Below are 14,628 nucleotides of genomic sequence, written 5' to 3' on the forward strand. Positions count from 1 at the left end.
GAGACTCCGCTTAGCTTAAAATACAACACCAGTTTTAAAAATCACATTGGCATACGGAGTGCATTCGCCGGTACGGATCACTGCACGGCTAAGATGCGTGCGCTGCTTAAACGCCTCATGTGAGATGTATTCAACACTGAATGTGCGGCCTGTTGCTTGCTGCTCAGCTTCGATTGCGTGCAATAGGGCTTGATGGCAATCCGGGCTAGCATCAACAAACTCTTGCGCCAAAATCACCCCTTCAATTTGCGAGCTGGCTAACCAAACATTTACCGTGGCAATAAAACTCGGCACGCCATGGGTTAACGCTAAATCGATACGCTGCACTGATGCAGGAATAGGTAACCCCGCATCGCAAATAGTGACTTCATCGGTATGACCCAATGTTGCTGTTAGGTAGTTCATATCGGCATTGAGTAAGGCGTGTTTATTCATCTATCAACCTAAGGCTTATCTCTAGATTATCGAAACGTTTCGATGGCAATTGCGAGCAGAGTAATCGAAACGTTTCGATAATGCATGGTATCGCAATGAGATCTGTGAAGGATCTAACAAAAACACCATGCTGCTAGGGTAAATAAAAGCAACTTTATCTGGTTACCGGATCGGTTTAGCGCGTTGTGGTTGTTGCGGTATGATGCAAAAAAGGCAAAACAACTGATGCTGTTTTGCCTTTTTTTGATCCGTATGACGGCATAAATGCCGACCTAAGATGGGATTTAAGGATTAATACCTAGTCCTATGAGCTTCTACGATTAAAGCTTAACTTTGTCGTATTCATACCAAGCCACAAGATTACCTAAGATAGGCACAATCCATACTGCGGTATCGGCATCTTTGTATATGCGGTAGAAGTATAAATCGCTGTCGATAATTTCATGCTTACGAATTTCGCGATAAAAATGCATCGCCGACGAGCTCACTTCTTCTGGCTTAATTAGCTCTTTTTGCGCCACTTTAACGTGGAATACATCCACATCTAAATCGTTAATCTTTTCGCGGTGCTGGGTAAAATCACCTTTAATTTTGTACTTAATCGGTGTGGTTTTGCACTCTTCATCCGTTACGCAAGCTGCCGAATAAAACTTACCGGTATTTTCACCGTTATAAATCAGCGACAAGCTAATGTCTGAGCGCACCAACATATTACCTTGTACCGGATAATACACGTCCGCATGATAATGATGCTCAATAAAGCCACTGGTGCCCGGCTCATCATGAGGAATAATCACCCGATTATAACGGATACGCTGCTCCATCATATGGGTCAGCTCGGTGAAGGTTTGCATGTTCAACCCTGCCGGGGTGAGATCAATGGCAGTAATATTGATTAAGCCATTTCCTGAACATTTTTGTTTATCCGCTTCAGGGCAAACTGCCATCGAATAGTAATTGCCATCGGTAACCGCAAAACCATTAAACTGGTTTAAATTAGTTAAATGATTCGATTCTGGCGCCAAATGCTTTTGCCACATAGAGGCATGTAAATGGGTGACCTCATCTTTATGAATAAGCTGCACATCTTGCTTAGTGCCGCCTATATTAAGTGGAATTGTCTTAGTCGCATCCCAGCTATTTTTGGCTTTGACGACGCCGTGATAATCACTGAAATACCACATCGACAGAGCGATTAAGATGACAATGATGATGCCGCTTAACTTTACCAGTAACGACACATCAACTAGCGCAGCACGCACCGACTCTGCGTCATTCACCGCCAGCATTTTAATGTGGGAACGATTGGAAACATTCAGCTGATAACCGCGGCCCGCAATAGTACGCAGCATAACTTCAGGATAGGGTTCAAGCTTCTTTCTGAGGGTACTGACACATTGAGTTAATGAGGTGGCAGCCACGACACGATCGGGCCAACCTGCCGCTAATAGGTCTTCTTTAGAACATATAGAACTAAGCGCCAAAATCAATTGATGTAAAACCGCAGACTCAGATACCGTCAGGGTGATGGTTTTATTATTGGCATGATCGACTAATTGCTTAGCCTCTTCATCCAGCTCCAAATAAGGAGTAACTTTCAGCACCTTAAACCTCTACAAATCAATTCACTGTAACTAGGGCATTAATAAAACTTAATATAAGTTTACTAAAATAATTAATTAAAAACGTGATTTTGCCCTGAAATCAAATCAACTACTAAAAATCTACATGTTAATGTTCACATAACTAACATTTTAATAGTTAAACAATTCAACCCCAACCTAAGTTACTGCTATTGCTCTATTTAAAATACTGTTTCAATCAATAAGTATATTTTGAACAACACCTCTTTATCGACTACTAATAATGAATAAATCATTATAAAGCTCGGCGTTTAAATATCTGTTCAGCAATAAAAGCTAATAACGTAATCCATAGCAACATAACCGCATAAAGTGCTAATTTCCCCCATGCAACGGCAGACAAGATAGCTAAACTACCTTTACCCGCATCGGTGCCAATCAGGTTAATTGCTCGATAAAGATCGGTTGGGTTAAGGGCAATTAAGACATTAATGATATACTGATTAAAAAAAGCTAAATCTGCAACTAATATCGTCAGTAATAGCAAGTCATAAATAAGCACAAATACAAACCAAACGAATAAAACACTCGCCACAGCCTTGGCTTTTTCCGCCGATTTGAGGCTGACAATATAGCCAAATAAAATAAACGCCACCGCTAACAAGACACTACTGATAATAAATTGACCAAATTGATTTAACAGCTTAGCGGCATCATAGTCACCAAATGCCAGTAACAGCAGCCCAGTTAAACCGAAGGCAAAACCTATGGTGACGCTCATAATCACACTATGGCCTAATAATTTACCCAGCAAAATTTGCAAGCGTGTGATTGGATACGACAGCAATAATAGTAAAGTGCCAGACTCATCTTCTCCCACAAACGCATCATAGCTGACCAACATCGCCGCTAACGGGATAATAAATACCGAAATAGTCGATAAGCTTGAGATCAAAGCATTAAGCTCTGGTAACGCCAAATGCCCAGCCACAGCGCTACCAGCAAAGGTCACACTTAACGACAAAATTAAGAAGATTAACGAGATAAACAATACCCAGCGGTTGCGCAGGCTATCTTGGATCTCTTTTTTAGCAATCACACACACAGGAGACATCAACATAGCCTTAGCTCACCTCTTCAACTTGAGCACAGCGACCCATATAAAAATGATAGATCTCAGTCAAAGCCGGTTGCTGTAAGCTGAAATCAAATACTTGGCACTCTTGAGTTAACAACTTTAATACCTGAGTTTTAGACTGAGTATCTAGCAACAGCGCGTCATCCTGGTACCAAGCAGCAAGCTCTGGGCGCTGTACTATGGCGTCTTTTAGCTGCGGCGAAGTCAATCGTGTTTTCAAGCCGCTGCCGTTACGTAAATCAGCCAAACTGCCTTGGGCTAATACTTGCCCTTTGGCCAAAATCAGCCCGATATCGATGTTATTTTCAATGAGTGACAATTCGTGAGTACATACGATAACCCCACACCCTTGCTGCTTAAGCTCGGCAATCTTGCCATAGAGAAACTTAGATGCCACAGGGTCGAGACCCACTGTAGGCTCATCTAGCAATAATAATTCTGGGTCAGATAAAATCGCCTGTGCAAAACCAAGGCGTTGCTTCATGCCTTTAGAGTAGGTTTTTAAGGCACGGTCTTGGGCATACTCTAAGCCAAACTCCTGCAGTAGTTGTTTTACCCGTGTTGATGTCACACCTTTTAAAGCAGCAAAATAACTTAAAATCTCTTTACCGGTTAATTTATCGTAAAAACTGACATTTTCAGGTAAATAACCAATCTTAAGATCTGCACGTTTGGCTAGACCAAACAAGTTTTGCTCCAGTACTCTCACTTCACCAGCGCTTGGCTTTATCAAACCCAACATGATTTTTATAAGGGTCGACTTGCCCGCACCATTATGACCAAGCAGCGCCATAGTTTGTCCCCGCGGGACTTCAAAACTGACATCCTGCAAGGCGATAAAGTCAGCAAATTGATGCCGAATATTACGCGCAGATACCGCTAAACCAGAATTCATTGATTCTCCAAACGTGCTTATATTGCTAATCGACACACTCGCGCCCTATCCGCTCAATAGCCCCTATTAGTGATGGCTGAAAGTAGGGTTTGTATCCAGCAAAGGGTAACTATCGACAATGCCGCTAATTTCAGTGATTTCAAATTGGCGCTGTACCCAGCGCAACACCATCACAATAGGGCTATCCATTAAGAAGTTAGCTTCTGGGTAAAGCCAAAATAGTTTATCGATATTATCATTAGGTTGATAAGCCGTATTTCCTATACCGTCAGAGTTGTGATCCCAACCAAGGTAGCCACTCCAATAGTTACCCCGCCCTTGATGACTCCACTCTAAAAGGCTGTCGCCGACATATTTAACCTGAGAAAAATTATCAATAAACTGATTACCGTAAACTTGATTGTCCTCGCCGCCCATAGCCATATAAAAGCCAATATCATTGTCGGCAAAATGGTTATTAATAATGGTATTGTCGCGGGCGCCATAGACAAAAATACCTTTGCCCTCTTGGCCTTGGCCTTGAATTTGATTTACACTGCGGTTAACGATCTGCTCGACGTGATTTAATTCCACCAGCGAGTCTTTGGTCATATTGAGTAAAATGCCAAAATCAATCGCATCCCACACTTTGTTGCTATACAAGTGAATGCGTTTCGAATCCATCAGTGCATAACCGCCATCGACTTGGTAACTGCGATTATTAAAAGCTTCGTCATCATGGGTATACATGTAATGAATACCATATTGCTGGTCGAACAATTGATTGTCGTAAACTTTACTTTGGCTGCTGGATTCTAAGTACACCCCGTCACGCACACCAGAAACGGTATTGCCCCAGATCTCAGAGCCAATAACATGCTGCAGATGAATGCCATCACCTCTATCTAAGGTGTACAGTGTGTTATTACCCACAATCACGTTGTTATTGATTTTAATATTATTTAACTCATCAGCACGTACACCAAAGCCGTTGCCCTGCAAGTGATTGTTATGAATTTTAACGCCATCAGAACCCGGCTCTACCAAAATAGCCGCATCACGCTCGTAATGATCATTCCCCCAGTTTTCAATTCGTAAGCCTGATATTTCAACATAGGCAGCAAACACGGTAAGCGCACTCCCTACCCCTGCGGCATCGATAACGCTGTCACCTAAGCTTGATAGAGTAATTGACTGACGAATTGCAAATGGTGCTTGATAACGCCCAGCAGCGAGCATTATACGGTCACCTGATTTGGCATCAGTTAATGCTTGCTGCAATTGAGCGGTATTGTCGACGTGAATAGTTTCAGCTTGGCAAATAGCGCCATAACCAAGAGTAACGAGCAAAGCAGCAAGGCGGATAAAGTGAGTGCTTGCTGTATTGGCTAATCTAGGACAAAAAGTGATGAGCTTGCTCATAAGCATTTACCGCGATTAATACTGAAAGTGGCACTACTCTCCGGCAAGTAGTTCAATAGTAATTTGGTCATAAGTCAGTACTGCGCCACCAAAATCATTGGCAAACTGCGTCGCCGCTTCTTTAGAAGAAAATGACGCCACCGCAGGACCCATCACCGCTTTCTTACTAGTACCATAAACATACCAAGCAGTGGTCGCATCGATAAAGGCATTGTTGTCAGGTTTTTCCCAATCTGTAATCGACATATCATGTACATTTAAATGGGTGATCTGACGCTTGTTTTCAGGTTGCAGCGCAAAATTAAACATATCTCGCGTAGAGCAGAACTTTGGCACTATGGTCTCCCCTTTCAAACCTAACTGACCTTTAGGCCCAGGGTATTTAGTGATCATCATGCCGCAAAGGTGGCAACGGTCATGATCATGTATCGCTTGTGCTTGGGTTGACTGCGACGCCGCATCACCTTGACTACAAGCAGACATTAGCGGAATAAATAGCAGAGCAAGCAGCAGTTTTTTCATAGTGGGTCCAACTTAGAATACCGAAGAAGAGCACTCACTGCCTTGCCTGAAGTAAAACGGCAAGGCGTGAGCTGAGTTGTTTAGCAATAAATTCGGCTCCTAACACTGGCCTTGCAGGGACGGGGTATTAGGAGCGAATCTGTTGCCAACTTTGCAATAAACCTTGTTGGTTACACTGCAAAGATTTGACCTGCGTAAAGAATAAACATACGCAAGCACATCATGCCTGCCACGGCACAAACACCTGATAGGTAGAAGGCTTTAGCGCTATGGCTAAAGGTTTTACCTGTGGCAAAGTTAAGCAGTAATGGACCACCGAAACCGATACCCACAACACCAAACCAGAACACCGCCGCCCACTCACCAGTATGGAAAGCTTCAAATGCACCTTGTGCTCCTGCGTTGCCTGTCATTAGCGAAGTCACAATCATGAAAATAAATAGCATTTCAGCAATCATAATTGGCCACTCAGCGCCATGAAGGATCTTCATATCTTGGCTGTGTAGGTCTTCTTTAAACATCGATACAGCAACCATTTTGGCTGATGCTGCACCCGCTGAAATACCAGAGGCAATAAATAACGCCGGCAGAACAGAAGTATTGATGATAGGAAAACGGACTAGAGCCGAAATAAGGAAACCGGTATAAGCACACACTGCTAAAGCCAGTACCAGTACCGCAATTTCACATGGACGACGGATCCCTTGTAGCTTTTCGACTACTGGCACTAATGCTTTCAGCGCTGGGATTTCACGGATCTCTTCTTCAAATGCGAATAGGCAGATTAGCGCCACTAACGGGATATAAACCGAAAGCGCGATAACACCAATCGACATCACTGAATTTAGGTTGTAGTAAACCAGAATTCGCCAGAAGAACAGTGGGTTGGTTAAGTCTAAAACCAAACACAACATACCTAAACTAATCGTCACAAATGAGATTAATGCTGCAGCTTTATAAAATGGCGTATTGGTTGTCTGCTTTTTGTAGAATCGGAGAAATAACGCAGTGGCTAGCGCACCACCAGAAATACCTGCGAAAAACAAATACACAGCAATCGGCCAAGGCCAAGCAAGTCCCTCAGACAGACCCATTGTAAATTCAATATTGCCGTCCATATCTATACTCCTAGCTTAACAATAGGGATGTAACGTAAGCTCGGCTCAGTACCAAATCCTGGCTTAATACGCACAGAATCTTTTACTCGTAATAGCTTACTGATATAGGATGTCGGGTCGTTAATATCACCAAAAATCAGTGCATCGTAACGGCACTTCTGTACACAAGCAGGTAACTCGCCAATGGCAAGTTTGCTGTTCAGGCAGAAGTCACAGTTGTCGGCGACATCGGTTTCTTTATTGATAAATCGAGCATCGTATGGACAAGCCGCAATACAGTATTTACAACCTGCACACTTAGCCGCGTCCATGGTCACAATGCCAGTCTTTTCGTCGCGATGCGCCGCACCTGTAGGACAAACAGTGACACAAGGGGCGTTCTTACATTGCTGACACGACACACGGACGAACTTACGCTCACAGCCACATTCAGTGGTTTTGCCACAATGTGGACAAGGCTGACCTTCGAGCCCACCAGAGTGCTGTTCCATTAGCAATCTAGACTTACCTTCAGGCAGATTGTTAGCTAAGTTACAGGCCTCTTTACACTCACCGCAGCCAGTACATTTATTTTGATCAAACACCATCGCGTAATGGGGCTTGTTAGCATCTGACTCACCCTCTTTGACAGAGCTACACCCTAAGGGCGCTATTATCAAAGAGCTGGCTCCTAAGCACTTAAGGAACCTCCGTCTCTCTATATTTTCACTCACAGCATCCTCCAGCTATCAGCTATTATGCTGATATATTTATACTTATTAGGTTTTACGTGACTTTACTCAGATGCAGCCACTGAACGATTAGCTAATTTTTGCTCTGCTCGTAAAATTGCATTATTAATTGAGGCTCGGTTAAAGTTCTGCTTATCGCTTTTGAGTAAGATTAACCATTGCTCGATAGCTTGTTCATACTCGCCGGTAAGATAAGCGTGGGTAGCCAGTAGCAGACGCGATTGAGGCTCGTATTGGTCGAGCGCTAACGCTCTGGCAATCACCAAATCAATGTCTAAACTCATCGCTCGATGATCGCGGTAATACATGGCATTAGCTTTCATCCCCAGAACACTTGCGCTATCGCCAGAAAGCGCCAGTAAATCATCCAGAGTTTGTACTGACTCGCTATATAAGCCACCATCCACGTAGGATTGAGCCAAATTTAATAATGCAATTTCATTGCTAGGTTGCTCGTTGACTTTCTTAGCATTTTTATTGATTTCTGCGGTGATCAGGTAATCAATATTGCTGTCTATCACTCCTTTGTTCCAGCCATTGAAATGGCCTAATTGAGAATAAATAGCTAGCGTCGCTGTAAAGAGCACTACAGATAGCCCCATGGGGACCTTAATGTTGACAGAGTGCTCATCATTTCCATCATCGAAAGGTTTAGCTATCAGGGTTACACCATGCTTTTGACTAGAGTGATGATGACGCCAAATTAGGGTGATAACTGCACTTAAGGTGACAGCAATACCGATAGCTAAACTATTCATAGTGACTCTCTACAAACGAAACTAACTCAAACAAAAACTTAAAATCTTTTCTATGTATCAGTTAAGCGCAGCGACTAGTGGCCACCCATCATGCCGCCCATGCCCATACCACTTAGGCCCATGCCATGTGCGTTGTCGCCAGGTGCTTCCACTTTCACTAACTCAACTTCAAATACTAATGTTGAACTTGGCGGAATAATGCCTACTTGCTTGTCGCCATAGGCAAGCGCTGCAGGGATAGCAAACTTATAAGTTGCGCCTTCGTTCATTAACGGAATGCCTTCTTGCCAGCCGTCAATCACGCTCATTAATGCAAAGCGATTTGGCTCGTTACGTTTATGCGAGTCATCAAACTCTGTGCCATCGATTAAGAAACCTTTGTAATGCACAGTGACCACATCTTGTGGATTAGGCTTGCGACCTTCCCCTTCGCTAACCACTTGGTACTGCAGACCAGACTCAGTAACCATAACGCCATCTTTCTGCTCGTTTTCTGCTAAATATTTATTACCCGCAGTCAGGTTTGCTAAAGCAATCTTCGCCTCTGCAGCTTCACGTGCAGTGTTTAGCTGCTCAGCACGCTGATTAAGGAAAGTGAGAATTTCTTCATCTGAAAACTGTGGGTTGTTTTTAAGTGCATCCACCACACCTTCAATGACAAGGTCTACATCTACTTCAGCACCAAGTTCTGTTTGGCTATAGATTTGGCCAGAGATGTATTTACCTAAAGAAGCACCGATACTGTAAGACTCTTTCTGTACATCAGAAGTCAGCTCGGTTGCGGCCATTGAGTTGGCAGACATAAACAGGGTGAAACCTGTCACAACAGCTAGGGTAGTTTTTGTAAATGTTTTCATAATAATTATCTCTTTAAATCAATTCTGTACGAACTAGGTTTATGACCTAACATCCTGCTGTTATGGTTTTTCAGTTACTCGGTTCGACAAGCGCCAGCCGTAGATACCATCAGGCATTTGTAAAACATTGGTGTAACCCATTTTCAACGCCTCATGTGCCGCAATTTCGCTGGCATTACATAGGCGGTTAGCGCAATAAAACACCATCACTGCATCTTTCTTAGCTGGCAGTAACTTTTTCCAATCTTTAACGTTGAAGTAAATAGCACCTGGAATGAAACCTTCAGCCCAAAGTTCAAGCGTATTCACATCAAAGAAATAAACGCCTTCCTTGCCGACTAAGGACTCAGCTTCCATCATGCTGATAGTCGTAAGCTGATGCTCATAACGATGAGCAGGTGCCATCTCAGATCCACCACCTGCTAAACAGCTGGCTGAACTTGCAATTAACGTCAGACTTAACAGAATTTGACCCAGTGCTTTTTTCATCATTTTTCTCTCTAATTGCCTCGGCAGTTATTGCTGTGCAATGCCTGCCGAGGCGGTTAACTAGTTAGGCGGCTTATTTAGCTGCGTAACCTGTTCCATCTAAGATGTTTTGCGCTTGCGTAACATAGGTTAGCGCTGCATCTAGACGCTTCTGGCTATAACGGAAGCCATGCACACCCCAAGAGCCGTCTTTCTTGATTAGATCAACAGTCTCTGTCGCTTTCTCAGCTAGCATTAGCACTTGAGTCTTGTCTTCAGTAGACAGCTTAGTGACTTCTAATAGCTGGTCGATGCGTACAAGAGCTTGCTCAACTTTCGAGAAAACTTCTTTAACAGGTGTTTGCATCTTCATTACTTCACCGTAGATCTCTAACTGGTCTTCGTAATGTAGGCCTGTTTCAAGTTCAGACTGGAACTGGCTGTGACAACCTTTGTTCTCAACCACGTCGTGGTCAGAGATAGAAGTACGCGCACAAGACCACATTAAGTCTAAATAGTTACGACCTTCTTCGTTCTTAGCCACAGTCCAACCTTTACCCGCTTCAGGACCTTGAGTACGTGGCTCACCTTCTGGTGGGTTTAGTGTCTTCAGTGTTGGATCAACTTGGATCTTCCACATGTGAGACTTACGTACTGCGTCGAAACCAGCTTGGTCAGGGAACTGCAGTGCCTTGAAGTTTTCACAGCTACCCATGTTAGGCATGTGACAGCTTTGACAAGTTTGCTGGTTGTGAGTATCAGAGTTTTCAGCAATCAAAGTTTGCGCTTCGTGACAGTCTTTACAGTCTTTCTTCAGCTTTGGTGTAGTGAAACCAGACTGCCAATCACCGTCAGTCACTTCGTGTGGATCGTGACATGTAGTACAACGCATGCCCTTCTCGTAGTGCACAGAGTTATACATCTGTGAACCTTCAGTACCACATGATGGACATAGTGACTTCATCTTCACACCGAAAGCGTATTCACGCTTTTCTTGTGCTTGAGGCGTGTCAGCAAGTGTTGGGTCGTACTGGAAGCGTTGGTGACAACGTTCACAGTTAGACTGCATACCGCCAGTACCACCATCTAAGTGACCACCCGCGCCATGACACTCTTCACAAGCGATACCACGAGAAATCGTGTGCTCTTGTAGCTTCTTAGGGTCGCCTAATGCATCGAAGAACTCTTGCTTGTTTTGGAAGTCAAACTTGAACGTATGACACACTTCACAGTAAGAACTTGCTGGTTGGAACAACATCTCTTTTTCGTACTTAGCACCGTATGAACTCATACCTTGCTGGTGCGAACCTGAACCACCGAAACCTGCTAGGGTTGTTGGGAATTCTGGAATAACGTCGTTAATTTTCTTAGACATTTCTGGGGTTAACCATTCAGCCCAACCACGAGAGAACTGGTTAGCACCCGCTACCATTTTACCGGTACCGTCGCGTAACAAACCGTCTCTGATGTGGTAAGTACCACGTACTAGCCATGCATCGATGAAACCGTATTTAGTACGTGGCGTACCAACAGTTGCATAGATCATGTCTGGGGTAATACCGTCAGGCAAAATAGACGTGTCTTTAGTGTTGTACATGGTCTTTTCAATATCGTTGTCCACTTCTGGGTGTTCGCCAGGGAAACGAATTGTTTTAGCGTGACGCGAACGCTGCCATTTCTCATATTGAGTAGCATGACATTCAGCACACTTTTCAGGACCAACGAAATTGTTTGGATAATCTAAAATTGATTTAGCACCTAAACGGTACTGAACTGCGCGAGGCGCACCAACGCGCTGACTGTAGTTAGGGCTGTGGCCGGTATCTAAATACTCTTCACCACGGTCACTGATATGGTAATCACCAATCAAGTTACCGGCTTGCTGATATTTGAATACTGGGTGGTTCTCAAATAAATAATCGAATAACTCTTCTTCTTGAACAATATAGTCTTGTAGCGTTTTCACGCCATTGACTTGTTGCATACCGTTGTATTCAGCAATTGCCCCTTTAGCGGTTTTACCCATTTGAGGAATACTGTCATATTTTCCAGCAGCGTTCGCATTGGCAATGGCACCAAAACAAAACAGCATGCTTAATGCTACCTTGTGTTTCCACCGTCTCATCATTCACTCCTACTTATATTATTTTATTTTTTTCACTGTTTTTTGTGAGCCTATAGCGGCACACATTTTTAAAAACTAACCGTTCACCGATTGAGCTAAACAACTGAGCGATGACTATTTTCCACATAAAAAACACTAAAAATCTGCGCTACAGCACACTTAAAAATCCATCAGAAGCGATTAGATATAAAAAACGTATTAACAAATAGAAACAGCAACTTAAAAGGATACGGATAGATCTTTTTAGATATAAAAATCACAACTTTAGCTTTTTTTAATCGCAAAAAAGTTGCAAATGACCGGCAAAAACAAAACCGATAATGCTCACGCAATCGCGCAAGCTTAGGCGGTATCAGGGCTTGCCCCAGAATAACTATTAATAGGTAGATGCTGCGATGGATTTTAGAAAAGTCGTCAACTGGGAGTCGTTCTGATGAGCTTTGGGCGAATTTAGGCCGCAGAGTATAAAAGCTTGCTCACGCAAACTGTCAGAGGGAGTAAATATTTGGCTAGAGCCGACAAGAAGATGCAATTTACAACGGGGGAGAAGCCAGACTGGTAAAAAAGAAACTCAGATTAGAACCCTAAAAGCGCCCTAAGTAGAGCGACTTTTAGGGGGATTGCCTAGCGGATTTAAGGCGAGTGTATTCGACGCTATAAGCTACTCCTTTAGCTTCAAGACGCCTGCTCGCTTAAAGCAACACCTTAGCAGCATGTAAAATTGGTAGGTATATCGCCTACCACTTTCAATATTTTACAGTGCTATCGTTAATGTCTAATGTCTAATGTCTAATGTCTAATGTCTATGCGACGCTACAGACATACACCGAATGACACTATCTAGCACCTTTTACATGATGCTGCTTTTTGTTCGAAATCGATCAAGTTACCCTGAGAGTCTAAACGGTAGTGACAACAGCCCTCAAATAAGCCCCTAAGTGTTACCCGAGCTTTTTGTACCTTAGATTTAAGAGTGGTGTAGTTGATCCCCAATTCCTGCGCATATTCCTTTTGCGATCTCCCCTCTAAGTCAATGGCGCGCAGTAGCGATGCCGTATCATCAGGTAATGCCGCTAAAAAAGGCTCAATACAGGGAGCAAGTTCCGCTTTAATGTCTAACGGATTTTCTTGATACCAAAGTTCCGCAGGCTGATCTTTTAGGCGCGCCTTTTTCCTATAAAAATCAATTATAGTTCGATTGGCTATTTGAAATAACCAAGATTGAATACTCCCCTCCTTTTGCAGGCTATCAAGATTACCGTGAGTCTTAATCAGAATGTCTTGTAGTAAATCCTCAACATCTGCAGCATTGGACACTTTTGAATGCAAAAATGCTTCTAACTGACGTCGGTAAGCAGACCAAATATCTTCAAGCTTCATCAGTACCTCTAAAAATTATTGACGAAAATAAAACGATAACAAGCAGCGTCCAGTCATGCATCAGCAGCGGATATGTTAGCCGCTCCTAACAAGAGCAAGTATTGCCTCTTTGATGACTCTTTCTCACAGAGCTGCTTACAGATATTAGCCGCTTGCTAACATGTTCCTGAACACTGGCACCCTGCTGGCTTGCCCGTTCGTATCTGTGCCTTAAATGCTCTGAGCGAGGCTTTTCTAATGCTATCTAATTCCTGTGTACGCACAGTCACTTGCATATTAGCCAAAGGTTTGGTTGCACAAGCATAGGCTTTACTTCCGTTGATCTCGACTAAGCAGGCTTTGCAGCAGCCATTTCTGCGCTTACTGTTAAGGCAAGGAGCAGGGATATTAATCTTCAGTCTAGCAGCCACTTCCACTAAGTTGGTGTCTTGTGGGCTTATTAGCACTTTTCTATTATCAATGACGATTGATGCGAGTGAAAATACTTTCATACTGATTTACTGTGGCTCACTAAGGAGCAAATTAAGAACTTTGATAGTAAGACGACAGCCATGCAGAAAAGACGAAAAAATATCCTTTATACAAACACAAACCAACTAAATGGTTGACAAGAAATGATTTTATTTTAAAAACGTAAAGAAGGGCATGCTCGAAAGCTGAGCTTGAAAATCGTTTAATCTCGAGTATTAAAATGAGAGATACTAGCTAGAAGAGCTGAACTATCATTGATAGTTCAGCGAATGAGCTTTAGGGCAAAACGTTATTGATTGACACAAACCCCTGAATCACAGTTAGGTAGGTCAGACCAAAACTGTACAGACTCTTCCTCTACAATCCCAAGCGTCATCATAACTTGCACGAGTGGAGATTTTAATGCTTCTTCCCGATCAGTTATATCTTCAGAAGACGTAAACACAATAAAATCAACTTTATCTGCTGGAATCGTAAAGTATAACGAGCTAGCAATACCAGCCACCTTATCAGGCAGAGATCCCGTCATCATCAAAACTTCAAATGAAATACTAGCAGGGATATTTATCATATCTTTAAAAGCATTAAGTATCATATTATTGATAACATTAATTTGTTGTTTAGCATAAAACTCACGTGTTTCGTTTCCAGCCCATGTTTGTAGTGGCATAGTGAATTTGGACACCAAGATGTAAGGGGTATAATCCCCATCTAAACACAAGGTGAACAAATGACCCGTAAATCAA

15 protein-coding genes are annotated in these 14,628 nt (G+C 43.0%); all 15 read right to left on the reverse strand.

Annotation, left to right across the window (positions count from 1 at the left end):
• Positions 1 to 15: 15 nt before the first annotated feature.
• The 15 genes from rbsD to L2748_RS19370 all read right to left on the reverse strand — a co-directional run bounded on the left by rbsD (position 16) and on the right by L2748_RS19370 (position 14,552).
• A complete protein-coding gene (rbsD, locus tag L2748_RS19300; RefSeq protein ID WP_220782199.1) occupies positions 16 to 435 on the reverse strand; it encodes a D-ribose pyranase in 420 nt (139 codons plus the stop codon).
• A gap of 320 nt (positions 436 to 755) precedes the next feature.
• Complete coding sequence (locus L2748_RS19305) at positions 756 to 2,039, reverse strand: winged helix-turn-helix domain-containing protein (protein WP_220782198.1); 1,284 nt, start codon at positions 2,037 to 2,039, stop codon at positions 756 to 758.
• Positions 2,040 to 2,313: 274 nt separating this feature from the next.
• Positions 2,314 to 3,138 carry an ABC transporter permease gene (locus tag L2748_RS19310; protein WP_220782197.1) on the reverse strand — a complete coding sequence of 275 codons (825 nt, stop codon included), beginning with the start codon at positions 3,136 to 3,138 and terminating at the stop codon, positions 2,314 to 2,316.
• 4 nt (positions 3,139 to 3,142) lie between these two features.
• Positions 3,143 to 4,051 (reverse strand): ABC transporter ATP-binding protein, encoded by a 909-nt coding sequence (locus tag L2748_RS19315; RefSeq protein ID WP_220782196.1) that lies wholly within the window; start codon positions 4,049 to 4,051, stop codon positions 3,143 to 3,145.
• 66 nt (positions 4,052 to 4,117) lie between these two features.
• Positions 4,118 to 5,452 carry a nitrous oxide reductase family maturation protein NosD gene (gene nosD, locus L2748_RS19320; RefSeq protein ID WP_220782195.1) on the reverse strand — a complete coding sequence of 445 codons (1,335 nt, stop codon included), beginning with the start codon at positions 5,450 to 5,452 and terminating at the stop codon, positions 4,118 to 4,120.
• Positions 5,453 to 5,485: 33 nt separating this feature from the next.
• Positions 5,486 to 5,974 carry a nitrous oxide reductase accessory protein NosL gene (locus tag L2748_RS19325; RefSeq protein WP_220782194.1) on the reverse strand — a complete coding sequence of 163 codons (489 nt, stop codon included), beginning with the start codon at positions 5,972 to 5,974 and terminating at the stop codon, positions 5,486 to 5,488.
• A 170-nt stretch (positions 5,975 to 6,144) separates the two neighbouring features.
• Positions 6,145 to 7,092, reverse strand: a complete 948-nt coding sequence (nrfD, locus tag L2748_RS19330; protein ID WP_220782193.1) for an NrfD/PsrC family molybdoenzyme membrane anchor subunit — start codon at positions 7,090 to 7,092, stop codon at positions 6,145 to 6,147.
• Between the two features lie 2 nt (positions 7,093 to 7,094).
• Complete coding sequence (locus L2748_RS19335; protein ID WP_220765641.1) at positions 7,095 to 7,805, reverse strand: 4Fe-4S dicluster domain-containing protein; 711 nt, start codon at positions 7,803 to 7,805, stop codon at positions 7,095 to 7,097.
• Between the two features lie 62 nt (positions 7,806 to 7,867).
• Complete coding sequence (locus L2748_RS19340) at positions 7,868 to 8,581, reverse strand: tetratricopeptide repeat protein (RefSeq protein WP_220782192.1); 714 nt, start codon at positions 8,579 to 8,581, stop codon at positions 7,868 to 7,870.
• 74 nt (positions 8,582 to 8,655) lie between these two features.
• The gene (locus L2748_RS19345; RefSeq protein ID WP_220782191.1) at positions 8,656 to 9,438 is read right to left on the reverse strand and encodes an FKBP-type peptidyl-prolyl cis-trans isomerase; all 783 of its coding nucleotides are present in this window, start codon (positions 9,436 to 9,438) and stop codon (positions 8,656 to 8,658) included.
• 60 nt (positions 9,439 to 9,498) lie between these two features.
• Positions 9,499 to 9,927 (reverse strand): rhodanese-like domain-containing protein, encoded by a 429-nt coding sequence (locus tag L2748_RS19350; RefSeq protein WP_220782190.1) that lies wholly within the window; start codon positions 9,925 to 9,927, stop codon positions 9,499 to 9,501.
• A 73-nt stretch (positions 9,928 to 10,000) separates the two neighbouring features.
• Positions 10,001 to 12,031 (reverse strand): cytochrome c3 family protein, encoded by a 2,031-nt coding sequence (locus L2748_RS19355; protein WP_220782214.1) that lies wholly within the window; start codon positions 12,029 to 12,031, stop codon positions 10,001 to 10,003.
• Between the two features lie 840 nt (positions 12,032 to 12,871).
• The gene (gene sigZ, locus L2748_RS19360) at positions 12,872 to 13,411 is read right to left on the reverse strand and encodes an RNA polymerase sigma factor SigZ (RefSeq protein WP_220783559.1); all 540 of its coding nucleotides are present in this window, start codon (positions 13,409 to 13,411) and stop codon (positions 12,872 to 12,874) included.
• Positions 13,412 to 13,566: 155 nt separating this feature from the next.
• Positions 13,567 to 13,902 carry a 2Fe-2S iron-sulfur cluster-binding protein gene (locus L2748_RS19365; RefSeq protein WP_220783560.1) on the reverse strand — a complete coding sequence of 112 codons (336 nt, stop codon included), beginning with the start codon at positions 13,900 to 13,902 and terminating at the stop codon, positions 13,567 to 13,569.
• A 269-nt stretch (positions 13,903 to 14,171) separates the two neighbouring features.
• Positions 14,172 to 14,552 (reverse strand): hypothetical protein, encoded by a 381-nt coding sequence (locus tag L2748_RS19370; protein ID WP_220783561.1) that lies wholly within the window; start codon positions 14,550 to 14,552, stop codon positions 14,172 to 14,174.
• Positions 14,553 to 14,628: the final 76 nt, after the last annotated feature.

It is taken from the genome of Shewanella sairae (assembly GCF_023283535.1).
Taxonomy (GTDB): Bacteria; Pseudomonadota; Gammaproteobacteria; order Enterobacterales; family Shewanellaceae; genus Shewanella; species Shewanella sairae.